Genomic DNA, 24291 nt, shown 5'->3' with positions numbered 1-24291 from the left:
TGCCGTGCCGTGCCGTGCCGTGCCGTGCCGTGCCGTGCCGTGCCGTGCCGTGCCGTGCCGTGCCGTGCCGTGCCGTGCCGTGCCGTGCCGTGCCGCGCCGCGCCGCGCCGCGCCGCGCCGCGCCGCGCCGCGCCGCGCCGCGCCGCGCCGTGCGGGCCACGTCGTGCGGGCCACGTCGTGCGGGGCCGTGCCGTGTGGGGCCGCGTTGGGGCGTGGGGACTGCGCCGAATCGGGTCAGGGTGGGTGAGGTCGGGTCGGGGTGGGTGAGGTCGGGTTCTCTTGGGTCGGTCAGGTTGCGCTGCGCCGCGCCGCCGGGTCGTGCGCTGTGCCGCGCCGGGTCGGACGCCGCGCTCGGACGCGGTGGGCCGTGCCGCGCCGAGGCGCCTTCGCCTTGCGTTGGGCCGTGGTGGGGTTTGGGGCGCTGTCTTGGGTGATTGTTCGGGGGGATGGGGCGCGGGTGGTTTTGGTGAGGGGGAGATGGTTGGACTGAACCGCTGATGAAAGGAAGCGGTTCAGTGATGGTGTCTCGGGTGGTGATTTGGCTCAGAGCGGGTCAGTGGGCGCGTGGCGGTGAGTTTTTCGGGGTGCGTATATAGGCGAGTCCTAGAGTTCCACGTGCTGGCTAACAGAATGGAGGTCGGCGCAGGGGTAAGTCGGGCGTTCTGGGCATGGTGCTGGGGTTCGGGGGTGGGTGTTGGAGTGCTGGGGGAGTGGTTCGGGAGGCGGTTCGTCGTCGGGGTGGGGCCGCCCGGTGCCTTCCCCTCCTTGGAGGCACCGGGCGGGGAGCGGGGTGGGCGTGCGCCCCGGGTGTGAGTCCGTGGCGGGGCGCACGCCCGCGGAGGCCGGGCCGCCGGGCCGTTCGCCGGGTCCAAGGGCGGGAACGGGCGGCGGGCGGGCCTCCGGTGCGGCGGGGACGCGCCGGGCCGGGTCAGGGAGGTCGGCGCGGCGCGTCCCCTGTTCAGGGAGCCGGAGGGCGCAGCAGGCGGTGGATGCGGCTTCCGGCGTCGGGTTCCACGAGGTAGAGGGCGGCCAGCAGCTCGCCGAGGGAGCCCGCGCTGAACGGGAGGCGTTCGCCGGACTTATGGTTCGCTGCCCAGCGGCCGTGGTGGTCGAGGGAGAACCACCACTCGGGGAACAGGTCGTGCAGCAGCGGGACCAGGTGCCCGTGCGGGTGCGGGGCGAGTTCCCGGCGGCCCAGGCGGCTGCGGACGAAGTGGCGGACACGCGCGCGAAAGCCCACGCGATCGGCCTCGCGGACGCGGGCGCGGGTGCGGGCGTCGGTACGCGGACGTGCGGGCGTGTGGGCGCCTGTACGCGGACGTGCGGGCGTGCGGGCGTCGGCCAGGTCGGGGGAGCGGCCTGCGGCACCGGCGCGTCCGGTTCTGCGGGTGTGGGCGCCGGTGCGCGGACGCGCGGGCCCGCTGCTGTCGGGCTCGTCGGCGGCGCGCTCCGCGTCTGCGATGTGGGAGCTGACGCGGGGTTTCTCGTGTTCGGCCGTGCGGTCGGCGGCGTGATTCGCGGCGCGGGTGCGGGTGTTCGCGTGCGGGTTCGCGCGCCCGGCCGGGTGTTCGACCGTGGGGTCGGTGGTGCGGTCGGCGGCCTGTTCCGCCGTGGGGTTCGTAGCGCGGTCGGTGGGGCGCTCGGCTGTGGGGTTCGCGGTGTGGTTGGTGGGGCGCTCGGCCGTGGGGTTCGTGGTGCGGTTGGTGGAGCGCTCGGCCGCGGGGTTCGTGGCGCAGTCGGTGGTGCGGTCGGCCTTGGGGTTCGTGGTGGGGTCGGGTGCGGTGGTGTTCGTGGTGGCGGGTTCGGGTGCGGCGCTGTTCGGGGTGGCGGGGTCGGTCCTGCGGGCGCGGAAGAGGGCGCGGCGGGTCGTGGGGCGCATGTCAGATTCCCGGGAGGATCGCGTAGACGACCTTGCCGCCGGTGGCGAGGGGATTCGTGCCCCAGGTGCGGGTCAGGGCGGCGACGAGAGCGAGGCCGCGGCCGGAGACCGCGAAGGGATCGGACGGGTCGCGCAGGACGGGGACGCGGTCGCTGGGGTCGATGACCTCGATGACAGGGCCGTAGTCGCTCAGGTAGAGGCGGACGGTGATCGGCTCGCCGGGCGCGGTCGCGTGGCGGTGGGCGTTGGTGACCAGTTCGCTGCCGACCAGGCGGGCGTCGTGGACGATGTCGGTGCAGAAACCGCAGGTGGCGAACCATGCGGCGACAAAGGCGCGCGCCTTTTCGGACGATTCGGGCATTGAACGCATTGTCAGTGACGATGGCTCCGTCACCGGTGCGGGCCAGGCCGTGTTCTGGATCATCTCGGTCACCAACGCCTCCGATTTGGTTTCCCGTTCGGGCTTCCATCAAGCCACGGCAATGGCCTACCGTGATCGGGAGGCCACGCGCCGTGCCGTGAATAACGCGGCATGGCGAAGAATGAACCTCAGCCCGGTTCAGTATGAGGAAAGGAGGTCGCATGCGAAGGAAACGGCCATCTCCGCCGCTGGAGAGGTTCGGCGAGGGAGTGGATCACTTCCGTGAGGCTGCGGGGATCACCCGGCAGCGGCTCGCCGAGATGGTCCCGATCAGTCCCGGGTTCATGGGCCAGATCATCCGGGGCGTCAACCGCTGCTCGCTCGAAGTCGCGACGGGCCTGGACGAGGCCCTCGGCGCCGAGGGTGAGATCATCAAGGCCTGGCACAAGTACGTCGCGAAGACCGCCGCCCCCCGCCCGTTCGCGCCCTTCGAGGCGTACGAGGAGACGGCGACGATCTTGAGGTCCGTCGATGTGCTCTATGTCTACGGGATGTTTCAAACTGAGGAGTACGCGGTCGCGTTGCTCCAGGACCAGGAGAACGTCAAGTCACGCCTCGCCCGACAGGCGGTTCTCGGTCGGAACCCCGCCCCTACGCTCTTCGCCGTCATGTACGAGGGCGTCCTGCTCAGCGAGGTCGGCTCCCGCGAGGTCATGCGGAAACAGCTCGGACACCTTGTCGAGATGTCGATGCACGAGAACATCCACGTCCAGATCGCGCCCTTCGGGCACTACCGAGGCGTCAACGCCTCGTTCACGATCGCGTCTCAGGAGGACCTGTCCGCCATCGCGTATGTCGACAACTCACTCGAAGGCGAGACGCTGCGCGATACGCGCGCGGTCAGCAGCCTGAGCGACACCTTCGCTAGACTTCAGGCGCGGGTCTTGAACACAGAGGACTCGCGGTTGCTGATCAGGAAGGTGATCGACGAGCGATGGACCTGACCCACGTCACCTGGCGCAAGGCGACCCGCAGCGGCGACAACGGTGGCAACTGCATCGAGGTCGCGTCCGTGCCGGAGACGATCGCTGTGCGAGACAGCAAGGACCCGGAGGGTCCGCGTCTGCTCCTTCCGCGCGACGAGTTCCGCACCTTCGCGGCGGTTGTGCGCAACCTGTAGCAGACGGACCATGAGGGCACTCGACCACGGCGTCTGTGGTCGGGTGCCTTTGCTGTATCCGCCGAAAGGTGCGTGGCGATCATGGAGTTCACCGCCCTGACCTGGCGCAAATCCTCCCACAGCGGCGACAACGGAGGCGACTGCGTCGAGCTGGCAGCGGCAACCAGGACCGGCACCTTATTCTGGTGTCCTCATCCACCTGCGAGGGTTCGCAACCTACACTCCAGGCGCGGTCCCTGAACGCCTAGGACTGGTCCTCATCCACCCTGCGAGGGTTCGCAACCTCGACCCGGAGGGTCCGCGTCTGCTCCTTCCGCGCGACGAGTTCCGCACCTTCGCGGCGGTTGTGCGCAACCTGTAGCCGACAGACCATGAGGGCACCCGACCACGGCGTCTGTGGTCGGGTGCCTTTGCTGTATCCGCCGAAAGGTGCATGGCAATCATGGAATTCACCGCCCTGACCTGGCGCAAGTCCACCCACAGCGGCCACAGCGGTGACTGCGTCGAACTGGCGTTCGTCCCGGCCACGGCCGCCTGGCGCAAGTCCACCCACAGCGGCGACAACGGCGGCCACTGCGTCGAGCTGGCAGCGGCCCCGCCGCAGGTAGCCATCCGCGACAGCAAGAACCCCGAGGCCGGTCACCTCTTCCTGGCCCGCGCGAACTTCCGCGACCTGGTCGAACGAATCCGCACCACCTGACCAACCCCCACCCAGCCGAAGCAGGCCACACCCGGCGAACCGTACCGGGCGCGTAGCACCGCCCCCTGCGACCGACGAGAATGAACCCCGACCGAACCCCGCCTACACACCGCAACCGCCCCATCACCCCGCAGACCGTTTTGCAGCGAACCCCCCCAGGATTCCTGCACAACCGGAGGTCCACTGCAAACCCCGCCGCCCCACCCCACCCTGGCCACACCAAGACCTGCGGCTTTACCCTAGGGTCCTCATCCACCCTGCGAGGGTTCGCAACCGGGTGCCCTGCCGGACCGCCGACACGACGTGGGGGTCCTCATCCACCCTGCGAGGGTTCGCAACAGTACGCCGACAGCGACGGCGCGGACGACCAGCTGTCCTCATCCACCCTGCGAGGGTTCGCAACGGAGTGGAGTCGGTCACGGGGTGGTCCCTAGAACTTGTCCTCATCCACCCTGCGAGGGTTCGCAACGGGCGGTACTGCTGCCGCAGGTCGATGATCGTCACGTCCTCATCCACCCTTCGAGGGTTTTTGCAACCCCCCAACCAACTCGCCGATCGGGTATTGGCCGCCGCTTTTCGGGGTGGGTCAGCGGGGCGGGTGGAGTGGGTTGGCGGGGGCGTCCAGCCAGACGTGCTGGCCCGTGGGCGTGACGGTGAGGCCGAAGCGGTGCAGTGGTGGGCGGCCCCAGCGGAGCCACTGGAAGAACGCGGACTCCGCCTCGGCCCACAGGTCGCGGTCGCCTGCCTGTTCGACCTCGAACTCCGTCCGTCCGGGGGCGTAGTCCACCGACGCCCACGCTCCGCCGGGTCCGGCGGCGTCCAGTAGCCACAGGGTGGCCTCGCCGGTCGGCTCCGGGTCGCCCCCGAGGTCGGCGCGGACGCCGGGGACGAGCCCGGCCATCGCCGCCGCGAGCCCGCCGCCCGGGGTGAGCACGAGCAGGCGCGGGTCGAGCCGGGTGGACGAGCGGCGCGGCGGCCCCGCCGCCTCCGCCCACCGGCGCGCGGGCGTCCCCCGGTGGCCGCGCTGGGCGCGCAGCATCATGTACCCGGCCGACCCGGCCAGCCGTCCCGTCGCCGTTCCGTCCGGGAGGACGGCGAGGCACACCCGGAAGCCGTACCCGAAGTCCGGCATCCACGGGAGCGCCAGCGCGCCGCCCGGCCGGGTGCCCGCGACCCACGCAGCCGGGACCGCCGTCACGCCGCACGCGACGTGGACGAGATCGAACGGCGGCCCGTCCGGCAGCGCCGCCGGGGCCGCGCCCGGACAGGCGTCGCCTGGTCCAGCGCTGCGCGGTTCGGCGCCGCACGGTCCGATACCGCGCGAGTCAGCATCGCCCGGTCCCGCACCGCCCGGCCCCGCGCTGTCCGGCCCGCTTCCGCGCGGTCCCGCGCCGCCCGGCCTGCTTCCGCCCGGTCCGGCCTCGCGCGGTCCGGCCTCGCCCGGCCCCGTGTCACGCGGTGCGGTTCCGCGCGGTCCGGCCTCGCGCGGTCCTGCATCGCTTGGCCCGGTGTCGCGCGGCCCGGGTTCGCTTGGCCCGGTTCCGCGCGGTGCGGTTCCGTGCGGTGCGGTTCCGTGCGGTGCGGTTCCGTGCGGTGCGGTTCTGTGCGGTGCGGTTCCGCCCGGCCCGGTGTCACGCGGTGCGGCCTCGCCCGGTGCGATCTCGGCCGTCGCGGCGTCGCCGATGACGAGGATCGGCGTGCGCCCGGCGGCGTCGAGGTTCGCGGCGGCCCGTGCGGCGACGCGCGCGTCCACCTCGACCGACACGACGTTCCGGTCGCCGACGCGGACGCCGAGCGCCGCCGCCGTCCAGCCCGTCCCCGTCCCGACGTCGAGAACCCGCTGCCCGCCGAACGGGTGCAGCGACTCCAGGAACGGCAGCGCGACATCCGGGGCCGAGAGCGAGGACGTCGGCGCCCGCCGCTCGTCGCCCGCGCCGTCGTCGAACTGGGTGAGGATCGCCGTGGACGGGTCGTACACCGCGTCCCACCAGCCGTCCGGATCGGCGTCGGCGTCGATGCGGCGGCGCGGCCGGCCCGGCGTGGCCGCCCACGCCGCGCGCGGGACGAACAGGTGCCGGGGCACGGCGTGCAGGACGTCCCGCCACGCGGGGTCGGTGATGTCGCCGCGCGCGAGCAGCGCGTCGGCGAGCGCGTCGATCCGCGCCGCCGCGTCGCTCACCTGCCGCGCTTTCCGTCGCCCTTGCCGGGGTCGGCCGGGGGGATCGGGCGGCCCTGCTGCCGACCGTCGCCCTCGATCTCCTTCTGATCATCGCTGTCGTGCTTGCCCATGCTGCGTCCCTTCTGCGGCTCGGTTCGAGGTACACGCAGAGGAGTACCGTCCCGCAGGCCCGGTTGACCATGACGGCATGGTGACAGTTCGGCGGCGGCGCTCTGCCGGGTGGGCGGGCGGTGCCCATTGACAAACAGACATGGATGTCCTTTTAATCGGGGCGACCGCCGCAGGCTCCGGCGCGTCCGACGCGAACCGGCGGTGCCGACACGGGATCGGGCGCGCGGCGGCTTCTCGGTCCTGTTCTGATCCCGCCCCGAAGGGACGTCCCATGACGGCTGCCTCGTTCGACCGCCGCACAGTGCTCACCGGTGGCGCGGCGGTTCTCGGTGGGCTCGCCGCCGGGGCTTGGCTTGCTCCGGCCGCGCGGGCGGTGGCGTGGCCCGGTGCCGCACTGACCGGCGACGCCGCTCTGCGCGTCGCGGACGGCCAGTTCATGCCGTGGGAGCAGATCCACGCCTGGCAGGAAGCCGTCGATGACATCGGCCTGCGCGCCACCGGCGGCAAGACGCACAACGCCTACATCGACAACCTCGCCGAACGCATGGCGCGCGTCGGCATCCAGAACGTCCGGACCGACCCGGTGCCGCTGACGCGCTGGGAACCGTCCGCCTGGAGCCTGGACGTCATCGGCGGGCAGAACGCCGGAGCCGTTGATGTGTCCTGGTACGTCCCGTACTCGGGATCGACCGGCCCGCAGGGCGTGACCGCGCCGCTGTCCACCGAGCCGAAGAGCGGCACGATCGGCCTCGTCACGGTGCGCCCCCCGCAGATCCCGTACCTGTTCATGGACATCATCGACTGGGACACCCCCTGGCAGCCCGAGCACGCGTCCGGCTACAACCCCCTCGCCGTCTACGACCGCCCGTGGTTCGGCGGCATGTCGGCGGGCGGCGAGATGGACGGTCACAAAGCCGCCGGCGCGGTCGGGCTGATCATCGTCCTCGACCTGCCCGCCGACGTCGCGCGCGGCCAGTACCTGCCCTACGACGGGATCATCCGGGGCATCCCGTCGCTGATCGTGGACAGGGACACCGGCTCGAAGCTCACCGACGTCGCGCGGGCCGGAGGCAGCGTCCGGCTGCGGCTGGAGGCCGCCGTCGAGCGGATCACGACGCCGAACCTGTACGGGATCATCCCCGGCGCGTCCGACGAGCTGATCATGGTGCAGTCGCACACGGACGGCACCAACGGCCTGGAGGAGAACGGCCCCGAGGCGATCCTGGCGATGGCGCAGTACCTCGCCAGAATCCCGCGCGACCTGCTGCCGAGATCAGTGCTCGTCGTGATGAGCACCGGCCACATGGCCGGGACGATCGGCACCGACACGTTCCTGCGCCGCAACGCGGACGGCCTCGTCGCCCGGACGGCCGCCGCGATGAGCATCGAGCACCTCGGCGCGCGCCCCTGGCTGCCCCGCGCGGACGGCACGTACGAGATCGGCCCCGGCTACGAGACCGCCATCTGCTTCAGCTCGCCGCACCCCGCGATGATCGGCGCGGCGCGGCGCGCGCACCGGCGGTCGGCGGTGGGCGACCCGCGCGTCATGCGCCCGTTCCTGCCGGACGTCCAGCGCGGCGAGTCGCCCAGCGGGTTCTGGTGGCCGGGCGACGGCGAGGGCCTGTGGCGGATCGCCGCGCTGCCGTCGTTCCAGTTCATCTCCGGCCCCGCCTATCTCCTGAACGCGGGGATGCCGACGATGCGCTTCGTGGACACCCGCGCCGTCCGCCGCCAGGCCGTCGCGTTCACCGACGCCGTCCTGGAACTCGCCCACACCCCGCGCGCGGATCTGGCCGAGCGCCGGGCCGACGACCCGTCCACGCTGCTCGACCTGCTCCGCCGGTTCGGCCTGCTCGACCGGACCGCGCGTTAGGCCGCGCTCCGCCGGGACGCCGCCGCCGTTCTGACCGAAGAACGTCAGGCGAGGTCGTCGACGATGTCCTCCGGCCGCTTGCCCGTCACCAGGTACACGACGTTCTCCGCGACGACGACCGCGTGGTCGGCGAAGCGCTCGAAGTAGCGGCCCGCGAGCGTGATGTCCACGGCGGGCTCCACGCCGTGCTTCCACTTCGGGGACAGCAGGATGTCGAACAGCTTGCGGTGCAGGCGGTCCATCGCGTCGTCGTCGGCGTCCAGCTCCAGACCCAGCTCGACGTCCTTCGACGCGATGACGCTGCCGGCCTTCGCGACCATCCGCTCCGCGATCTGCCCCATCTGCAGCACCGTCGCCTGCAGCTCCGGCGGCACCGCCGTCTCCGGGTGCCGCCGCCGCGCCGTCTTGGCGATGTGGACGGCGAGGTCGCCCATCCGCTCCAGGTCGCCGCTCATCCGCAGCGCCGTCACGACCGTCCGCAGGTCGCCCGCGACGGGCTGCTGCCGGGCCATCAGGTCGAAGACGGTCTCCTCCAGCTCGGCGTCGATCCTGTTGATGTGCTCGTCCCCGCTGATGACCTCCTCCGACAGCCGCAGGTCGGCGTCCAGCAGGGCGGTCACCGCGCGGGCCATCGCGGAGCGGACCAGCCGGGTCATCTCGACCAGCCGGTCGGAAAGGGAGTCGAGCTCCTCGTGGTAGGCGTCGCGCACAGTTTTTCCCGAATCTTTGAGCGGAGGCGGGGGCCGGGGGGCCTCCCGGGGGCGGACTCGCCCACGCCACAGCCTTCCTTTCCGGGATGAACAGGGACGCATGGACAGGTGAACTTTGGACGAACGACGCCCCCGGCGGACGCCCGGAGTGCTGCGCGGCGGCGCGCGGCGCTTACGATCCGGAGTGTGCAGGCAGAGATAGTCGCGGCGGGGCTCACGGGGGTCGCGGGGCTCGCGATCGGGCTGGCCGCCGGGCTCGCCGTGCGGCTCACCGAACGCGCCCAGCGCGTCCCCGCGAGCGCGCGCTCCCCCTGGGACCAGGGCGCGGGGCTGCCGCCCGGCGTGGCGACCGTCCTCAGCGTCCTCCGCTCGTCCGCCGTCGTCGTGGACGGGGAGGACCGCGTGCTGCGCGCGAGTCCCGCCGCGCGCGCGTTCGGGATCGTCAGCGAGGACCGGCTCGTCGTGGACGAGCTGCTGGCGATGGCGCGGCTCGTCCGCCGGGACGGGGAGATCCGCGAGACCGAGGTCCAGCTCGGCGGGGCGCGCGGCCGCGCCCGCCGGGAGGGCCGCTGGTTCGCGGTGCGCGTCGCGCCGCTCGGCACGCACGGGCTCGTGCTCGTCCTCGCGGAGGACCTGACGGAGCTGCGCCGCGTCGAGGCCATCCGCCGCGACTTCGTCGCCAACGTCAGCCACGAGCTGAAGACGCCGGTCGGCGCGCTGGCGCTGCTCGCCGAGACCGTCGAGGGCGCCGCCGACGACCCCGAGGCCGTCCGCCGGTTCTCCGGGCGGATGCAGCACGAGTCGGTGCGGCTCACCAACCTCGTCCAGGACCTCATGACGCTGTCGCGCGTGCAGGGCGAGGAGCCGCTGCCCGACACGCGGCCCGTCGCGCTGGACGACGTCGTCGCCGAGGCGCTCGACCGCAGCCAGATCAAGGCGGCGTCGAAGAACATCGACCTGGCGTCCGGCGGCGCGGCCGGGCTGAAGGTGCGCGGCGACGAGGAACTGCTCGTCACGGCACTGCGGAACCTCGTCGACAACGCCGTCGCCTACAGCCCGGAGAACACCCGAGTCGTGGTGTCCACGCGCGCGGCCGAGAGCGACGAGGGCGGCCCGCACGTCGAGGTCAACGTCACCGACCAGGGCATCGGCATCCCCGCCGCCGACCTGCGGCGCGTGTTCGAGCGCTTCTACCGCGTCGACCCGGCCCGCTCCCGGCAGACCGGGGGGACCGGGCTCGGCCTCGCCATCGTCAAGCACGTCGCCACCAAGCACCACGGCGAGGTGACCGTGTGGAGCGAGGAGGGGCACGGCTCGACGTTCACCCTCCGGCTCCCCCTGCTGACCACCGGGACCGCCGAGTCCCGGACGAACCCCTGAACCCGACGCACCACCCGCCAGGAGGCACCACCGTGACCCGCGTGCTCGTCGTCGAAGACGAGGAGTCGTTCAGCGACGCCCTGTCGTACAACCTGCGCAAGGAGGGCTTCGAGGTGGCCGTCGCCGCCACCGGGCCGGACGCGCTGGAGCAGTTCGACCGGGCCGGGGCCGACCTCGTCCTCCTCGACCTGATGCTCCCCGGGCTGCCCGGCACCGAGGTGTGCCGCGAGCTGCGCTCCCGCTCCAGCGTGCCCGTGATCATGCTGACGGCCAAGGACAGCGAGGTGGACAAGGTCGTTGGGCTCGAACTCGGCGCGGACGACTACGTCACCAAGCCGTTCTCCACGCGCGAGCTGATCGCCCGGATGCGCGCCGTGCTGCGCCGCCGGGGCGAGGTCGGCGAACCGATCGTCGCGACGCTGGAGGCCGGGCCCGTCCGGATGGACGTGGAACGGCACGTCGTCACGGTCGGCAGCGAGAGCGTGCAGCTTCCGCTCAAGGAGTTCGAACTTCTGGAAGTCCTGCTGCGCAACGCGGGCCGGGTTCTGACGCGGATGCAGCTCATCGACCGGGTGTGGGGCGCGGACTACGTCGGGGACACCAAGACGCTGGACGTCCACATCAAGCGGCTGCGGGCGAAGATCGAGGACGTTCCGTCCACGCCCCGGCACATCATCACCGTGCGCGGACTCGGGTACAAGTTCGAGCCGTAGGCGGTATGGCCTCAGCCGAGTTCGGGGAACACGCGGCGGCGGGGCCAGACCAGCCATGTGTGGAACGTGCCAGCGCTCAGGGCCACCACGTAGAAAGCGATCTGGCCGAACACGATCGGCAGGTCGTCGAACAGTGCCAGCGCCGGCATGATCAGCAACGACGTCGGCGAGGTGACGAACACCAGCCAGACGCCGACGAAACCGGGATCGGCCGAGAACGTCTCGACCGCGAGGACCATCAGGGCGACGGCGAGGACGAGCGCTGCGTACGCGACGGCCACGACGAGCCGGACGCGGTCGAACGGCGAGCGCTCCGCGAACGCGAACGCGGCAAAAAGACGGGACATGCCGACCATGCTCGTCCGCCCGGCCGCGCCGCGCCTGAGCGCTCCTACTCAGCGACCGGCCGGAAACTACTCGGCCGCGCGGGCGCCGGACGGGGTCGGTAGGGTTGGGGTCTCGCGGCGCTTCGCGCCGCGGCGGCGGTGGGGCTCGCCGCATCCGAACCGCGGCGTCCGCCGCCAACGGTCCCTGCTTGCGACGACGCCGCCTCCCGGTGGAGGCGGCCGCGAGTGGGGAGACCGCCGTGCTCATGGACCGGGAAGCGTCCGGGATGCGGCCGTGGCGTTTCGTGCTCTGGTTCGGCGCGGTCAGCATGCTCGCCGACGCCGTCTACGAGGGCGCGCGGTCGGTCACCGGGCCGCTGCTGGCGTCGCTCGGCGCGTCCGCGCTGGTCGTCGGCGCGGTGACGGGCGCGGGGGAGGCGGCGGCGCTCGGCCTGCGGCTGGTGTCGGGGCCGCTCGCGGACCGCACGCGCCGGTTCTGGGGCCTCGCGATCTCCGGTTACGCGCTGACGGTCGTGTCGGTGCCGCTGCTCGGGTTCGCCGGCGCGCTGTGGACGGCGTGCGCGCTCGTGCTGGCGGAGCGGGTCGGCAAGGCCGTCCGGTCACCCGCCAAGGACACGCTGCTGTCGTTCGCCACCGCCGCCACCGGACGCGGCCGGGGCTTCGCCGTCCACGAGGCGATGGACCAGGTCGGCGCGTTCGCCGGGCCGCTGCTGGTCGCGGGGGTGCTCGCGTGGTCCGGCGGATACGGGGCGGCGCTGGGCGTGCTGGCCGTGCCCGGGGCGCTCGTGCTGGCGCTGCTGGTGTGGCTGCGCGGGCGCGTCGCCGACCCGTCGCGGTACGAGCGGCCCGCGAGCGTCGCGGACGGACGGCTGCCCGCCGCGTTCTGGACGTACGCGGCCTTCACCGCCGCGACCACCGCGGGGTTCGCGACGTTCGGGCTCCTCTCGTACCACCTTGTGGAGAACCACCTGCTGTCGGCGGCGTGGGTGCCCGTCCTGTACGCCGCCGCGATGGCCGCCGACGCGGTCGCCGCGCTCGCCACCGGTTGGCTGTACGACCGGTACGGCGCGCGGACGCTCGCCGTCCTGCCCGTGCTGACGGCGGCCGTCCCGCCGCTGGCGTTCGCCGGGACACTCGGGGCCGCCGTCGCCGGGTCGCTCGTGTGGGGCGCGGCCCTGGGCGTGCAGGAGTCGACGCTGCGGGCCACCGTCGCGGACCTCGTCCCGCCGGCGCGGCGCGCGACGGCCTACGGCGTGTTCGCGGGCGCGGTCGGCGCGGCGAGCCTGGTCGGCGGGGTGCTCGTCGGCGCGCTGTACGAGGTCTCGGTCGCGCTGACGGCCGGGGTCGTCGCCGGAGTCCAGGTCGTCGCGCTGGTGCTGCTGTACGCGACGCGCGCCGTGAATTCCCAGGGAGTCGCCTGATGCCGCCTGCTCGTTCCAACGCCGTCCCGCCGCTCGTGCTGCGGTTCGGGCCGCTCGGCTGGCTCGCGCTGGCCCTGCTCGTCTTCCTGGCGGACGCGGCCGTCGCCGTCCGCCGCCCCGCCGGGCGGCTCGACCGGGCGGTGCTGCGCGGGCTCGCGGACCACCGCGACCACGTCCTGAACACCGTGCTCACGGGCGTCACCGACGCGGCCGGGCCGCCGCTGGCCGTCGTCGCGCTGCTGGCGGCGGGCGCGCTGGCGTGGACGGCGCGGTCGTGGCGGCCGCTCGCGCTGGTGGGCGCGGCGGGCGTCGCGTCGGTGGCGGCGGCGACGGTCGTGAAGGACCTCACCGACCGGGTCCGGCCGCCGCGCGCGTACTGGGTCGTCACCGAGACCGACTACTCGTTCCCGTCGCGGCACACCGCGATGACGGCCGCGCTGCTCGTCGTCCTCGCCGCGCTCGCCGCCGCGCGGACGCGGACTCTTCCGGCCGCCGCCGTCTGGGCGGCCGCGGCCGCCGGGGTGCTGACGGTCGGGTTCAGCCGCGTCTACCTGGGCGTCCACTGGGCGACGGACGTGATCGGCGGCGCGGCGCTCGGCCTCGCGGCCGGTCTCGCCGTGCTCTCCATCGCGCGCCCGCTCCCGGGTAGGGGCCGGGCATGAACGACCTGTTGAAGGCGGCGGCGTGCTTCGCCGGGGTCGCGCTGCTGGCCGCCGACGTCCGCGCGGACGGGCGCGCGGCCCGGCTGGACCGCGCGCTGACCCGGCGGTTGCCGTCCCGCCGCCCCGGCGCGGCGGCGGCCCGCGCCGTGACGCGCCTCGGCGATCCGCGCGTGGCCTTTCCCGTCGCCGCCGCCGTCCGCGCGCGCAGGGGCACCGGGCCGTTCGGCGCGCTCGTCGTCGGGGCCGTGGCGCGGAAACTGCTGAGCGACGCGGTCGCGCGGCCGCGCCCGCCCGAGGCCGGGCGGTGGGACCGCCCCGAGGGCTTCAGCTTCCCGTCCAAGCACACCACCGCCGCCGTCCTCGCGGCGGGCGCGGCGGCGGACGGCGATCCGCGCGCGGGCGCGACGGCCGGGGCGCTGGTCGGCGCGACGCGGCTGTACCTCGGCGTCCACTGGCCGGGCGACGTCGCCGCCGGGGCGCTCACCGGCCTCGGCTTCCTGTACGCCGCGCGGGCGCTGCGCCGCGCGTGAACCGAAGGGGGAGACCATGACGTTCGAGGTGGCGGAAGTCCGCGCACTGGAGATCCTCGACTCGCGGGGCCGCCCGACGCTGCGCGTCGCGGTGCGCCTCGCGGACGGATCGAGCGGCGCGGCGGGCGTCCCGTCCGGGGCCTCGACGGGCTCGCGCGAGGCCGTCGAACTCCGCGACGGCGACCCGGCCCGGTACGCCGGGGCCGGAGTGACGCGGGCCGTCGCGGCGGTGGACGGCGAGATCGCGGACGTGCTGACGGGCCGCGCCTGGCCGTCGCCCGCCGCCGCCGACCTCGCGCTGATCGACGCGGACGGCACGCCGGGCAAAGCGCGGCTCGGCGCGAACGCCGTCGTCGGGACGTCGATGGCGCTGGCCCGTGCGGTCGCGGCGGCGCGCGGCGTCCCGCTGTGGCGGCACCTGAACCCGGACGGCGTCCGGCCGTCGCTGCCGATGCCGCACTTCAACGTCCTCAACGGCGGAGCGCACGCGCCGAACCCGCTGGACTTCCAGGAGTTCATGGTCGCGCCGCTCGGCGCGCCGTCCCTGCCGGAGGCCGTCCGCGCGGGCGCGGAGGTGTACGCCGCGCTGCGCCGCATCCTCACCGCCGAGGGCCACGCGACCGGGCTCGGCGACGAGGGCGGGTTCGCGCCCGCGCTCGTCGAGCCCGAGGAGGCGCTGCGGCTGCTGGTCCGCGCGATCGACGACGCCGGGTACGCGCGGGGCCGGTCGGGCGTGTCGATCGCGCTCGACCCGGCCGCGTCGGAGTTCCGCGGCGAGGACGGCGTGTACCGCGTCGCCGGAGCCATGCTGACCTCGGACGACCTCGTGGAGCGCTACGCCGCGCTCGTCGCGGAGTTCCCGATCCACTCGACCGAGGACGGCGTCGCCGAGGACGACGACCACGGCTGGACGGCCCTCACCGAACGCCTCGGCGACCGCGTCCAGCTCGTCGGCGACGACGTGTTCGTCACCGACCCGGCCCTCATCGAGGACGCCGCCGCGCGCGGCACCGCCAACGCCGCGCTCATCAAGCTCAACCAGATCGGCACCGTCACCGAGACGCTGACCGCGCTGGACGTCTGCCGCCGCACCGGTTTCGGCGCGATGATCTCCCACCGCTCCGGCGAGACGACGGACGCGTTCATCGCGGATCTCGCGGTCGGCTCGGGCTGCGGCCAGCTCAAGGCGGGCGCGCCCGCGCGCGGCGAACGCGTCGCCAAGTACAACCGCCTCCTGGAACTGGCCGCCGCCCACCCGGACCTGCCGTTCGCGCCCTGACCGCGCTGCGCACCTGCATATCGCGGTCCGCCCCGCGTGAATCCGCGCGGCCGCCCGCCGCGCGTGTCGCCGCCCGCCGGCGGCCGCCAACCCGTGCGCCGCGGCACGCTTCGCGCGCCGCGGCGGCGTGACCGCGCGCTGCTCACCCGCGCCCGGGGTCATCCGCCGCGCCCGGCTATTGACCCGCGCGCGGGCCGCCGCGCTGCCTGTTGTTCGCCTGTGTCCGGGCCGTCTGTTGTGCTGGGGAGTTGGCCGCGCGCGGGTTGGTGCGCTGCCTGTTGTTCACCCGCGCCCGGGCCGTCCGCCGGTCGGATCTTGGCTCGCGCGCGGGCGGGGCAGCCAGGGTCTGTCGCAAAGTGTCTCAGCCCCAGCGCGAGTGCGTTGACTGGCCGGTGAAGCGAAGCCGGAGGCGAGCTTCACGGGCCAGATCGCGAAGCGATGCCGCGCTCGCCAAGTCCCGGTCAGGCCCGAGCCGCCAGGCGAGGGCCGTGGGCCGGGACTCTGAAACACCGCCTAGCCGGCTGCCGGGGCCTCGAGGCCCGCGCGGCGGTGGGCGCGGAGGACCTCCTCGTCCGCGACCGCGCGGTCCTGCCAGCCGCGGACGTCGGTGCTCTTGCCCGGTTCGAGGCTCTTGTAGATGTCGAAGAAGTGCGCGACCTCGTCGCGGGTGTACGCCGGGACGTCGGCCAGGTTCTCGATGCCGGAGTAGCGCGGGTCGTGCGCCGGGACGCCGAGGATCTTGGCGTCCGGCCCCTGCTCGTCGTGCATCCAGAACACCCCGACCGTGCGGATCAGCACCTCGCAGCCGGGGAACGTCGGCTCGTCCAGCAGCACCATCGCGTCCAGCGGGTCGCCGTCCTCGGCGAGCGTCCCGGGGACGTAGCCGTAGTCCAGCGGGTACTGCGTCGAGGTGAACAGCATCCGGTCGAGCCGGATGCGCCCGAGCCGGTGGTCCATCTCGTACTTGTTGCGCGATCCCCGGGGGATCTCCACGACCATGCGGACGTCCATCGCGTTCCCGCCTCTCGTCCGGGGCGGAGCCGGGCAGGCGGCTCCACCGTCTCGCTCGGTAGAAGCCATCAGCCTGATGCGGCGGGCGAAGGCGGGCCTCATCGCCTGTTCGCCCAGCGTAGCAACGCCGCCGGTCACGCGATGTGGACGAGCGTCCCGATCCAGGTGACGCCGACGCCGCCCGCCGCCATCGCCGCGGCCCAGCGCAGCCGGTGCGCGCCGAACGTCCGCGCCAGCGCCGCGCCGAGCCCGGCCAGCGCCGCCAGGGCCAGCGCGACGACGAGCCAGGACGGCCCCGGCAGCAGCGCCCCCGCCATGATCGGCACGCTCGCGCCGAGGTAGCTCATGACGCTCGCCAGCAGCATCGCCACCGCCGATCGCCCGGCCGCGCGCCGCCCGAGCCGCGTCGTGGCGAGCTGCCCGCGCGCCGTCAGGTTCAGCTCCCGCCCCGCCCGGACGAGGTGCGCGCGCCGCTCCGCGTAGTCCGCGACGAACATCGTGAACGCCGACGTGACGAGCGCCGCGACCCCGATCCGCGCCGCCAGCGACACGGTCGCCTGCCCGCCCCGGCCGAGCAGCGCGGACGCGGCGAGCGTGAGCGCGTTGAGCAGCCCGTCCGTGACGCCGAGGATCACCGGCAGCCGGTGCCCGCGCGCCAGCCGGGCGAGGCTTCCGCTCACCGCGAGCGGATGACGCGTTCCAGCAGGTACGCCCCCGCGACGATCTGGTCGATGCTGTGGACGACCGCGCCCGTCCGCTCGATCGCGTCCATCACGCCCTGGACGTCGATCGCGTCGCCCTCGATCGTCACGTCCGTGCCGACGGTCTCGATGTCGATGTCCGTCACGGTGATGTTCACCGCCGACACGCCCGCGACGGCCTCTATCGCCTCGATCAGGTGGACCAGGTCCGGTTCGGAGACCGTCTTGTCCACGTCGAGGGCCAGTCTGCGAATGCCCATTGCGCCCCCTGTTCGCCGCGTCCCAATCCATCGGTCGTCCGCGCGCGGGGGAACGACCGACACCCGATCCCCGCCGGGAACGGGCCGAGAGTTTGGCCGCACATTGCAGTTCGTCCTACGAACTAATATTGTTCGCTTGGCGAATTAGGGAGGAGGCGCCGCCGACCGCCCACGGCGCTGCTGCTCCCGCTCGGCCCGCGGCACGGCGTCGGCCGGCTCCCCGGCCCGGACGGCCCGGCGGTCGTGCCCGCCGAGACCGTCGCCGCGCGCAAGGGCGCGGACCTCTACACCGGCCGCTTCGCCGAGCTGTTCGGCGGCTGAAACGCCGTCAGGACGTCTTCGGGACGGCGCGTTCGATGATCGGGGCGAGGTCGAGGCCGGGCGGCAGCGTGCCGAACGCGACGCCGCCGCCGCCCGCGAGCCGCGTCGCGCAGAACGCGTCCGCGACGGCCGGGTGGCCGTGCCGGACGAGCAGCGAGCCCTGGAGCACCAGCGCCAGCAGCTCGGCGACGCGGCGCGCCCGGTACTCGATCGTCGCGAGGTCGGACAGCGCGTCCTTGGCCTCCGCCACGGCCGCGTCCAGCCGGGCGTCGCCGCCCGCCGCCAGGCCGACCTCGTCGAAGAACGCCTCAACGACGTGCGGGTCCTTCATCATCGCCCGCAGCATGTCGAGCGCGGCGACATTCCCGGAGCCTTCCCAGATCCCGTTCAGCGGCGATTCGCGGAAAAGCCGCGGCATCCCCGACTCCTCCACATAACCGTTCCCGCCCAGGCATTCCAGAGCCTCGGCGGCGTGCGCGGGCCAGCGCTTGCACACCCAGTACTTCCCGACGGCGAGGCCGAGGCGCTTGAACGCGTTCTCGGCCTCGTCGCCGCGCGCCGCACGATCCGCCGCGCCCGCCAGCCGCGTCATCAGGACCGTCGCGGCCTCGGACTCGACGGCCAGGTCGGCCAGGACGTTGCGCATCAGCGGCTGGTCGACCAGGTACTTCCCGAACGCCTGCCGGTGCGCCGCGTGGTGCGCGGCCGTGATCAGCCCCTGCCGCATCCCGGCCGCCGCGCCGATGACGCAGTCCAGCCGCGTCATGTTGACCATCTCGATGATCGTCCGGACGCCCCGGCCCTCGTCCCCGACGCGCCACGCCGCCGCGTTCTCGTACTCGACCTCCGAGGACGCGTTCGACTTGTTGCCGAGCTTGTCCTTCAGCCGCATCAGCCGCAGCGGGTTGAGCGTCCCGTCCGGGAGGACGCGCGGGACGAGGAAGCACGTCAGCCCGCCCGGCGCCTGCGCGAGCGTGAGGAACACGTCGCACATCGGCGCGCTGGTGAACCACTTGTGCCCGACGAGCCGGTACGTGCCGTCCGCCTGCGGCGCGGCCTCGGTGGTGTTGGCGCGGACGTCGGAGCCGCCCTGCTTCTCCGTCATCGACATGCCCGCGAGCAGCGCCCGCTTGCCGAGCGGCGCGCGCAGCCCGAAGTCGTAGACGGGCTCCGTCAGCAGCGGCTCGTACTGCGCGGCCAGCTCCGGCGCGTGCCGCAGCGCGGGGACGGCCGCGTACGTCATCGAGACGGGGCAGCCGTGACCGGCGTCCACCCGCCAGGCGTAGAACTTCGCGGCCCGCGCGACGTGTGCGCCCGCGCGATCGTCCGCCCACGGCGCACCGTGCAGCCCGCGGGTCACGGCGACGTTCATCAGCTCGTGCCACGCCGGATGGAACTCGACCTCGTCGATCCGGTGCCCGTAGCGGTCGTGGGTCCGCAGGACGGGCGGGTGCTCGTTGGCGAGCCGCCCCCACTCCTGCGCCTGCTCGGTCCCGGCGAGGCGGCCGAGCTCGTGGACGTCCTCGGCGGCCCAGCCCGCGCCCTCGCGCTCCAGCCCGGCCAGCAGCGCGGGATCGTCGGCGAGGTCGTGGCCGACGAGCGGCGGGACCTGGTTGAACACGGTGTGCGTCGTCACGGGCGGACTCCTAGTGCGCGGTGGGCGAAGGCGATGAGCGAGGGGACGGTCCCGGCGGGGACGGTCCCGGCGGCCAGCGGCGCGACCAGGGCCTCCCCGATCGCGCCGACCAGCGCGGCGGCGCTGAGCGCGGCGTCCTGCGGGGGCAGCTCCCCGGCGGCGGTCCCGGCGGCGATGAACCGGGCGAACACGTCGGCGTAGGCGCGGCGGAACACCAGCCGCTCGGCCTCGACGGCGGGGTCGACGGGTTCGGCGAGCAGTGCGTACGCGAGCCGCGGCGCGCGCCGCGCCCGTCCCGCGAACGTCTCGATGGCGGCGGCCGCGCGGGCGGCGGCGGTGGTCTCCAGCGCGGCGGCGCGCGCGACCGCGTCCACCTCGCGCCGCGACGCCGTCCGGAACACCTCGGCCATCAGGTCGGCCTTGCCGGGGAAATGCCGGTACACGCTGCCGGTCGCCATCCCGGCGCGCTCGGCGACGGCCCCGACCGAGCAGCCCCGGTAGCCGTGCGCGGCGACGAGTTCGAGCGCGGCGACGACGACGCGTTCGCGGGACGCGCTGAGCCGCGCCTGGACGCCGGGGGTTCTCCGATAGGCCACGCAAGGATTGAACCCCAGTTCATTCCTTGCTGGCAAGCCCCCTCATCCTCAAGGACAGGGGCCGATCTCCTTCCCCCGGCGGATTGCCGCGCCCCGCCGCGGGCATACCTTCGGAACCATGAGCCACCCCACCCCGCAGCCCGGACAGCGGCCCGCCGACCGCCGCGACCGGGCGCCCGCGCCAGCGGACCGGTACGACGAGGGGCGGGTGCGCGCCTCCGACGCCGAGCGGGAGGCGGTGGTGGAGCGGCTCCGCGTCGCGTCCGTCGAGGGGCGGCTGACGTTCGAGGAACTGACCGAGCGCACCGAGGCCGCCTACGCGGCCGTCACCCGCGCCGAGCTGGAGGACGTCACCCGCGACCTGCCCGCGCTCGGCGCGCCCGGCGCCGAGCGCGCCCCGCGCCAGGTGCTGCGCCGCTTCACCGCGATCCTCGGGGACTGCGAGGAGCGGCTGTCGGGGCGCATCGACGAGGACCTGGAGGCCCTGTCGGTGATGGGGGACGTCGTGCTCGACCTGCGGGCGGCGCAGGTCCCGTCCGGCGAGGTGACGATCAACGCGACGGCGTTCCTCGGGGACGTGCGGATCATCGTCCCGGACGGGGTGCGGGTCGCGCTGAGCGGCCACGCCGTCCTCGGCGACCGGCGCGTCCTGACCCGCGAACCCGGGCCGGGCCACCGGCTGCCGGTGGTGCGGGTCCACGCGCAGGCGATCCTCGGGGACGTCACCGTGGTGGACGACGAGCACGCCGGCGGGCCCGTCCGCCGCGTCGTGGACTCGTGGCGGGAACGCCGCCGGACCCGGGACTGACGGCCTTTCCGGGCGACAATTCTTATACGAATACCCAACGGTATTCCCACACCGGGCGAAAATGGCGATCAGCCCGTTGACCAGTACTTATCTCGATTTCTCCCGCATCATCTGACGTAACCCCATACATGCCGTCCGGCCGCGTGTAGTGTCTGGCTTCCTGCAACTCTCACAACGCGGGGAGGACGTAGTGCTCGGCATCGACGGCTGCCTGGAAACGGTCATGGAGATCCCCGGCGCACGGCGGGCGACCCTGGTCGACGGGGCCAGCGGACTCGCGGTCGCGGCCGCCGGCCAGGACGGACCCGTCGACGAGCACGAGGACGCGGCCCGCACCACCGACGTCGTCCGCGCCGTCCTCGCCACCCCCGCCCTCGCCACCGCCCCCCGCGGCGACGACATCGACGAGATCATCGTCTGCGGGGCGCGCGGCTACCACCTGCTCGCCCTCGTCCCCGACGCCTTCGAGGGCCGGCTCTTCCTGCACCTCCTCATCGACCGGGCCGAGGGCAACCTGGCCCTCGCCCGCCTGAACGTACGCCGAGCGATCGGCGCACTGGCGGGACGGGACGGTGCCTGAACCCATGCCCGAACCAACACCCGCACCCGCGCCCGCGCCCGAGCGCGCACCCGCGCTTGAACGCGTGCCTGCGCCCGCGACCGCGCACGCGACCGCGCTGGAGGGCGTTGAGACGGCGGTCGTGGCGGAGTTGCTGCGGTTGGAGCGCGTCGGCGCTACGGGCGTGCTGCGGGTCGGGGACGCGGGAGCGTTCCATCTCGAGGGCGGGGCCGTCGTTCACGCCGCCGCGCGCGGCGTGACCGGGCTGGACCGGCTCGTTGTCGCGGCCGGGCCGGGCGCCGCCCGGGACTGGGGGCGTGTTCTGCTCGCCGCCGCCCGGCCGGATGGCGATCCGGTCGCCGAAGCGGACCGCGCGCCCGGCCTCGGCCGCGCCCGGCTGGAGCTGTTCGCGTTGTTCGCCGCCTTGGACGCCGCCGACGCGCTGCTCGACTCGACCGCCGTTCCCGACTTCGCGGCCGGGCCCGCGCACTGGCTCGCGCCCGTCTGCCGGATCACGCCCGCGATGCTGCTCCGCGAGCGCGCGCGGCGGCGCGCCCGCCTCGACGCCGCATGGCCCGACGCGCGCGTGGACACCGCCCCGCTCGTCCCCGCCCGCCGCGTCCACCGGCAGCGCGTGATCCTCACCGGCCTCCAGACCGAACTGCTCCTCAACGCCGACGACCACAGCACCCCCGCCGACCTCGCCCTCACCCTGGGCCGCTCCACCTTCGCCTGCCGCCTCGCCGCCCGCTTCCTCGCCGCAACCGCCCTCATCCAGACCCCGCCCTTGAACGACCCCCACCCCACCCCGCCCACCGCGCGAGGTGTCGCCCCCACCGCGTCGTGCCCGCAGGCCGTCGTGCCTACGGCCGTCGCGCCTGCGGTCGTTCCGGCTGCGGTGGCCGGGGCCGTGCTCGCCGGCGTGCCGGGCGGCGCGCAGGTCGCGGCGGGCGGGGGGACGGTGGCCGGGCGCGGCGGGGTGCGGGACGCGGCGCGGGTGCCCGTCCGGGCGGCTGCGCGGAGTGCCGCGCTGGCGACGGGGCGGGTCGCGGCGCGGCGGTCCGTGGCGGCGGACGACGCCGAGCGCTCATGGACCCCGCCCGACCCCGACGTGCTCCTCCGCCTGCGGGCCGCGTTGGAGGAACTGGCGTGACGCCCCGCAGAAGACGGTTCGGCGAACTGATGAGGAGGCCGACGAGAATGGCGACCCCGCCCACAGCCCCGGACGTCCGCGCCGTGCTGGCCGAGTTGGCGCTGTTGCGCGGGCGGCTCCCGGGTCTGGTGGGCAGCCTCGTCGCGTCCGCCGACGGGCTCCTCGTCGCGCACGACCTCCCGCCCGACCTGGAACCCCACGGCCTGGCGGCGCTCACCGCGTCCCAGCTCGGCCTCTCGCACCGCCTGGCCGCGGCAGGCGGCGGGGGAGCGTTCCACGAGGTAGTCGTGCGCGGCGACGGCGGCCACGTCGTCGTCTACTCCGCGGGCCGGACGGCGTCCCTGACCGTCCTGGCCGGCCCCGCGACCAACGTCGGGCGGCTCCACCTGGAGTCCCGTCCCGTCGCCCGCGCCATCGCAGGACACCTGGCCGCACCGCGCGGCCGGGTCCACCACCCCGAACGGAAGGACGCACCGTGAGCAGCATGGACGCCGCCCTCAACGACATGATGGGCATCGAGGGCGCGATCGGCGCCGCCGTCGTGGACTACACCAGCGGCATGGCGCTCGGCATGCTCGGCAGCTCCAAGAGCCTCGACCTCCAGGTCGCGGCCGCGGGCAACACCGAGGTGGTCCGGGCGAAGCTCCGCACGATGGAGCAGCTCGGCCTCAAGGAGGACATCGAGGACATCCTGATCTCGCTGTCCGGCCAGTACCACGTCATCCGCCCGCTCTCCGGCCGCAACGCGGGCGGGCTGTTCCTCTACCTCGCGCTCGACCGCAACCGCGCGAACCTCGCGCTGGCCCGGCACCGGCTGAAGTCCATCGAGTCGGTCGTCGAGGTCTGACGGGACGGGCGCGGGCGGCCCGGCCGGGACGCCCGCGCCCCGAACACCGCGTCCGGGTGCCAAAGAGGCCGCGCGGAAGCCGTGCCCGGCGCACTACCGCGCGGTCCGGCGCGAGCCGAGGATGTCCTCCCACAGGTACAGGCAAGTACTTCTGAGAGGACCACCCCCCATGCCCTCACCGAGACGCGCCCGCCGCCGCCCGGCCGCCCTCCTCGCCGCGTCCGCCCTGGCCGCCGCGGCCCTGACGTCCGTCGCGGCCCCCGCGCTCGCGGACGCCAACCCCTACCAGCGCGGCCCCGCCCCGACCGAGAGCAGCGTCGCCGCGGAGAAGGGCCCGTTCGCCGTCGCGCAGACGGACGTCCCCGCCGGCAGCGGCCAGGGCTTCAACGACGGCACCATCTACTACCCGACCGACACGAGCCAGGGCACGTTCGGCGCGGTCGTCGTCATGCCCGGCTTCGTGTCGCCGCAGGAGTGGATTCGCTGGTACGGCCCGCTGCTCGCCTCGCAGGGCTTCGTCGTCATGACGCTCGACAGCAACACGCTGCTGGACTTCCCCGGCGCGCGCGGCGACCAGATCCTCGCCGCGCTGGACTACCTGACGACCAAGAGCAAGGTCGTCGACCGCATCGACACCGGCCGCCTCGCCGTCATGGGCTGGTCGATGGGCGGCGGCGGGACGCTGGAGGCGGCGGCCGAGCGCCCGTCGCTGAAGGCCGACATCGCCCTCGCCCCCTGGGACCTGGACAACGTCGCCGCCAAGGTGAAGGTCCCGAGCATGATCATCGCGGACGACACCGACATCCTCGCGCCCACCGGCGTCTTCGCCAAGCCGTTCTACGACGCGATGAGCACCGCCCCCGACAAGGCGTTCTTCGAACTCAAGAGCGCCAACCACTTCACGTTCACGAGCTACAACAAGACGATCGCCAAATACGCGGTCTCGTGGCTGAAGCGGTTCGTGGACGACGACACGCGCTACGACCAGTTCCTCTGCCCGAAGCCCGCCCCGAGCAACGAGATCACGCAGTTCGAGGAGACCTGCCCGCTCGGCTGACGCGCCCGGTCCCGTCC

General features: G+C 73.9%; 27 protein-coding genes and 1 riboswitch. Of the genes, 17 read left to right on the top strand and 10 right to left on the bottom strand.

Annotated elements, in window-relative coordinates; all coding sequences use genetic code 11:
• Window positions 1-958: 958 nt before the first annotated feature.
• Together G339_RS0119905 and G339_RS34580 are read right to left on the bottom strand one after the other, a co-directional pair.
• Window positions 959-1879 carry a hypothetical protein gene (locus tag G339_RS0119905; protein WP_019632828.1) on the bottom strand — a complete coding sequence of 307 codons (921 nt, stop codon included), beginning with the start codon at window positions 1877-1879 and terminating at the stop codon, window positions 959-961.
• Between the two features lies 1 nt (window position 1880).
• Window positions 1881-2303, bottom strand: a complete 423-nt coding sequence (locus tag G339_RS34580; protein WP_240489866.1) for an ATP-binding protein — start codon at window positions 2301-2303, stop codon at window positions 1881-1883.
• A gap of 158 nt (window positions 2304-2461) precedes the next feature.
• Here G339_RS34580 and G339_RS0119895 point away from each other — a divergent pair, with 158 nt between their 5' ends.
• The 4 genes from G339_RS0119895 (at window position 2462) to G339_RS0119885 (ending at window position 4120) form a co-directional block, all read left to right on the top strand.
• A complete protein-coding gene (locus G339_RS0119895) occupies window positions 2462-3244 on the top strand; it encodes a helix-turn-helix domain-containing protein (protein ID WP_169514769.1) in 783 nt (260 codons plus the stop codon).
• Window positions 3235-3420 carry a DUF397 domain-containing protein gene (locus G339_RS0119890; RefSeq protein ID WP_019632825.1) on the top strand — a complete coding sequence of 62 codons (186 nt, stop codon included), beginning with the start codon at window positions 3235-3237 and terminating at the stop codon, window positions 3418-3420. The genes G339_RS0119895 and G339_RS0119890 overlap by 10 nt, the downstream gene beginning before the upstream one ends.
• An 81-nt stretch (window positions 3421-3501) precedes the next feature.
• Complete coding sequence (locus G339_RS41140) at window positions 3502-3660, top strand: DUF397 domain-containing protein (protein ID WP_157407906.1); 159 nt, start codon at window positions 3502-3504, stop codon at window positions 3658-3660.
• Between the two features lie 202 nt (window positions 3661-3862).
• Window positions 3863-4120, top strand: coding sequence for a DUF397 domain-containing protein (locus G339_RS0119885; protein ID WP_019632824.1), 258 nt, complete (start codon window positions 3863-3865; stop codon window positions 4118-4120).
• Window positions 4121-4706: 586 nt separating this feature from the next.
• On the opposite strand, the gene G339_RS39935 is transcribed toward G339_RS0119885, so the two are convergent.
• Window positions 4707-6299, bottom strand: a complete 1593-nt coding sequence (locus G339_RS39935; protein ID WP_019632823.1) for a methyltransferase domain-containing protein — start codon at window positions 6297-6299, stop codon at window positions 4707-4709.
• A 382-nt stretch (window positions 6300-6681) separates the two neighbouring features.
• Between G339_RS39935 and G339_RS34565 the strand changes: the two genes are divergently transcribed.
• Complete coding sequence (locus tag G339_RS34565) at window positions 6682-8283, top strand: protease-associated domain-containing protein (RefSeq protein WP_157407905.1); 1602 nt, start codon at window positions 6682-6684, stop codon at window positions 8281-8283.
• Between the two features lie 44 nt (window positions 8284-8327).
• On the opposite strand, the gene phoU is transcribed toward G339_RS34565, so the two are convergent.
• Window positions 8328-8993, bottom strand: coding sequence for a phosphate signaling complex protein PhoU (gene phoU / locus G339_RS0119865; RefSeq protein WP_019632820.1), 666 nt, complete (start codon window positions 8991-8993; stop codon window positions 8328-8330).
• 186 nt (window positions 8994-9179) lie between these two features.
• Between phoU and G339_RS34560 the strand changes: the two genes are divergently transcribed.
• Both G339_RS34560 and G339_RS0119855 read left to right on the top strand, forming a co-directional pair.
• Complete coding sequence (locus G339_RS34560) at window positions 9180-10373, top strand: sensor histidine kinase (RefSeq protein ID WP_019632819.1); 1194 nt, start codon at window positions 9180-9182, stop codon at window positions 10371-10373.
• A 32-nt stretch (window positions 10374-10405) separates the two neighbouring features.
• Window positions 10406-11086: a response regulator transcription factor gene (locus tag G339_RS0119855; protein WP_019632818.1), complete on the top strand. Its 681-nt coding sequence runs from the start codon at window positions 10406-10408 to the stop codon at window positions 11084-11086.
• 11 nt (window positions 11087-11097) lie between these two features.
• Here G339_RS0119855 and G339_RS34555 read toward each other — a convergent pair whose 3' ends face one another.
• Window positions 11098-11433, bottom strand: coding sequence for an SCO4225 family membrane protein (locus tag G339_RS34555; RefSeq protein WP_157407904.1), 336 nt, complete (start codon window positions 11431-11433; stop codon window positions 11098-11100).
• A gap of 188 nt (window positions 11434-11621) precedes the next feature.
• Between G339_RS34555 and G339_RS0119845 the strand changes: the two genes are divergently transcribed.
• From G339_RS0119845 to eno, 4 genes are read left to right on the top strand one after another with little or no spacing between them, the layout of a single operon-like run.
• Window positions 11622-12854: an MFS transporter gene (locus G339_RS0119845; RefSeq protein WP_205625594.1), complete on the top strand. Its 1233-nt coding sequence runs from the start codon at window positions 11622-11624 to the stop codon at window positions 12852-12854.
• Window positions 12854-13516, top strand: a complete 663-nt coding sequence (locus tag G339_RS34550) for a phosphatase PAP2 family protein (protein WP_084693328.1) — start codon at window positions 12854-12856, stop codon at window positions 13514-13516. Before G339_RS0119845 ends, G339_RS34550 begins: the two co-directional genes overlap by 1 nt.
• Entirely contained in the window at window positions 13513-14046 is a 534-nt protein-coding gene (locus G339_RS36945; protein WP_019632814.1) for a phosphatase PAP2 family protein, read from the top strand. Before G339_RS34550 ends, G339_RS36945 begins: the two co-directional genes overlap by 4 nt.
• A gap of 16 nt (window positions 14047-14062) precedes the next feature.
• Entirely contained in the window at window positions 14063-15325 is a 1263-nt protein-coding gene (gene eno, locus G339_RS0119830) for a phosphopyruvate hydratase (RefSeq protein ID WP_019632813.1), read from the top strand.
• A gap of 513 nt (window positions 15326-15838) precedes the next feature.
• On the opposite strand, the gene G339_RS0119825 is transcribed toward eno, so the two are convergent.
• From G339_RS0119825 to G339_RS0119805, 5 genes are all read right to left on the bottom strand, one after another.
• Entirely contained in the window at window positions 15839-16336 is a 498-nt protein-coding gene (locus G339_RS0119825; protein WP_019632812.1) for an inorganic diphosphatase, read from the bottom strand.
• Window positions 16337-16388: 52 nt separating this feature from the next.
• Window positions 16389-16451: riboswitch (Fluoride riboswitch) on the bottom strand.
• Between the two features lie 19 nt (window positions 16452-16470).
• On the bottom strand, window positions 16471-17016 hold the full coding sequence (locus tag G339_RS0119820) for a hypothetical protein (protein ID WP_019632811.1): 546 nt from the start codon (window positions 17014-17016) through the stop codon (window positions 16471-16473).
• Window positions 17013-17297, bottom strand: a complete 285-nt coding sequence (locus G339_RS0119815; RefSeq protein WP_019632810.1) for a DUF211 domain-containing protein — start codon at window positions 17295-17297, stop codon at window positions 17013-17015. Before G339_RS0119815 ends, G339_RS0119820 begins: the two co-directional genes overlap by 4 nt.
• Window positions 17298-17625: 328 nt before the next feature.
• On the bottom strand, window positions 17626-19254 hold the full coding sequence (locus tag G339_RS0119810) for an acyl-CoA dehydrogenase family protein (protein ID WP_019632809.1): 1629 nt from the start codon (window positions 19252-19254) through the stop codon (window positions 17626-17628).
• Window positions 19251-19850 (bottom strand): TetR/AcrR family transcriptional regulator, encoded by a 600-nt coding sequence (locus G339_RS0119805; RefSeq protein WP_019632808.1) that lies wholly within the window; start codon window positions 19848-19850, stop codon window positions 19251-19253. The genes G339_RS0119810 and G339_RS0119805 overlap by 4 nt, the downstream gene beginning before the upstream one ends.
• Window positions 19851-19968: 118 nt before the next feature.
• On the opposite strand from G339_RS0119805, the gene G339_RS0119800 reads away from it, so the two are divergent.
• The 6 genes from G339_RS0119800 to G339_RS0119775 all read left to right on the top strand — a co-directional run bounded on the left by G339_RS0119800 (window position 19969) and on the right by G339_RS0119775 (window position 24274).
• A complete protein-coding gene (locus tag G339_RS0119800; protein WP_240489859.1) occupies window positions 19969-20658 on the top strand; it encodes a DUF1707 SHOCT-like domain-containing protein in 690 nt (229 codons plus the stop codon).
• Window positions 20659-20848: 190 nt separating this feature from the next.
• Window positions 20849-21238, top strand: a complete 390-nt coding sequence (locus tag G339_RS0119795) for a hypothetical protein (protein WP_019632806.1) — start codon at window positions 20849-20851, stop codon at window positions 21236-21238.
• A 64-nt stretch (window positions 21239-21302) separates the two neighbouring features.
• Window positions 21303-22370 carry a hypothetical protein gene (locus tag G339_RS0119790; protein WP_019632805.1) on the top strand — a complete coding sequence of 356 codons (1068 nt, stop codon included), beginning with the start codon at window positions 21303-21305 and terminating at the stop codon, window positions 22368-22370.
• Window positions 22371-22417: 47 nt separating this feature from the next.
• Window positions 22418-22849 (top strand): roadblock/LC7 domain-containing protein, encoded by a 432-nt coding sequence (locus tag G339_RS0119785; protein WP_019632804.1) that lies wholly within the window; start codon window positions 22418-22420, stop codon window positions 22847-22849.
• A gap of 5 nt (window positions 22850-22854) precedes the next feature.
• Window positions 22855-23217 carry a hypothetical protein gene (locus G339_RS0119780; RefSeq protein ID WP_420804504.1) on the top strand — a complete coding sequence of 121 codons (363 nt, stop codon included), beginning with the start codon at window positions 22855-22857 and terminating at the stop codon, window positions 23215-23217.
• A gap of 169 nt (window positions 23218-23386) precedes the next feature.
• Window positions 23387-24274 carry a dienelactone hydrolase family protein gene (locus G339_RS0119775; protein WP_019632802.1) on the top strand — a complete coding sequence of 296 codons (888 nt, stop codon included), beginning with the start codon at window positions 23387-23389 and terminating at the stop codon, window positions 24272-24274.
• Window positions 24275-24291 lie beyond the last annotated feature (17 nt).

Origin of the sequence: Actinomadura atramentaria DSM 43919 (assembly GCF_000381885.1) — a bacterium.
Lineage (GTDB): Bacteria > Actinomycetota > Actinomycetes > Streptosporangiales > Streptosporangiaceae > Spirillospora > Spirillospora atramentaria.
This window is presented reverse-complemented; position numbering and strand designations above follow the sequence as displayed.

Excerpts from the sequence above, each read along its gene's own strand:
- G339_RS0119780 (WP_420804504.1), top strand. The coding sequence starts at position 22,855 with ATGGACGCCGCCCTCAACGACATGATGGGCATCGAGGGCGCGATCGGC.
- G339_RS0119890 (WP_019632825.1), top strand. The coding sequence starts at position 3,235 with ATGGACCTGACCCACGTCACCTGGCGCAAGGCGACCCGCAGCGGCGAC.
- G339_RS0119905 (WP_019632828.1), bottom strand. The coding sequence starts at position 1,879 with ATGCGCCCCACGACCCGCCGCGCCCTCTTCCGCGCCCGCAGGACCGAC.
- G339_RS0119800 (WP_240489859.1), top strand. The coding sequence starts at position 19,969 with ATGAGCCACCCCACCCCGCAGCCCGGACAGCGGCCCGCCGACCGCCGC.
- G339_RS34580 (WP_240489866.1), bottom strand. The coding sequence starts at position 2,303 with ATGATCCAGAACACGGCCTGGCCCGCACCGGTGACGGAGCCATCGTCA.
- eno (WP_019632813.1), top strand. The coding sequence starts at position 14,063 with ATGACGTTCGAGGTGGCGGAAGTCCGCGCACTGGAGATCCTCGACTCG.
- G339_RS34555 (WP_157407904.1), bottom strand. The coding sequence starts at position 11,433 with ATGTCCCGTCTTTTTGCCGCGTTCGCGTTCGCGGAGCGCTCGCCGTTC.
- G339_RS0119815 (WP_019632810.1), bottom strand. The coding sequence starts at position 17,297 with ATGGGCATTCGCAGACTGGCCCTCGACGTGGACAAGACGGTCTCCGAA.
- G339_RS0119895 (WP_169514769.1), top strand. The coding sequence starts at position 2,462 with ATGCGAAGGAAACGGCCATCTCCGCCGCTGGAGAGGTTCGGCGAGGGA.
- G339_RS41140 (WP_157407906.1), top strand. The coding sequence starts at position 3,502 with ATGGAGTTCACCGCCCTGACCTGGCGCAAATCCTCCCACAGCGGCGAC.
- G339_RS0119825 (WP_019632812.1), bottom strand. The coding sequence starts at position 16,336 with ATGGACGTCCGCATGGTCGTGGAGATCCCCCGGGGATCGCGCAACAAG.
- G339_RS0119785 (WP_019632804.1), top strand. The coding sequence starts at position 22,418 with ATGGCGACCCCGCCCACAGCCCCGGACGTCCGCGCCGTGCTGGCCGAG.
- G339_RS0119775 (WP_019632802.1), top strand. The coding sequence starts at position 23,387 with ATGCCCTCACCGAGACGCGCCCGCCGCCGCCCGGCCGCCCTCCTCGCC.
- G339_RS34550 (WP_084693328.1), top strand. The coding sequence starts at position 12,854 with ATGCCGCCTGCTCGTTCCAACGCCGTCCCGCCGCTCGTGCTGCGGTTC.
- G339_RS0119885 (WP_019632824.1), top strand. The coding sequence starts at position 3,863 with ATGGAATTCACCGCCCTGACCTGGCGCAAGTCCACCCACAGCGGCCAC.
- G339_RS34565 (WP_157407905.1), top strand. The coding sequence starts at position 6,682 with ATGACGGCTGCCTCGTTCGACCGCCGCACAGTGCTCACCGGTGGCGCG.
- G339_RS36945 (WP_019632814.1), top strand. The coding sequence starts at position 13,513 with ATGAACGACCTGTTGAAGGCGGCGGCGTGCTTCGCCGGGGTCGCGCTG.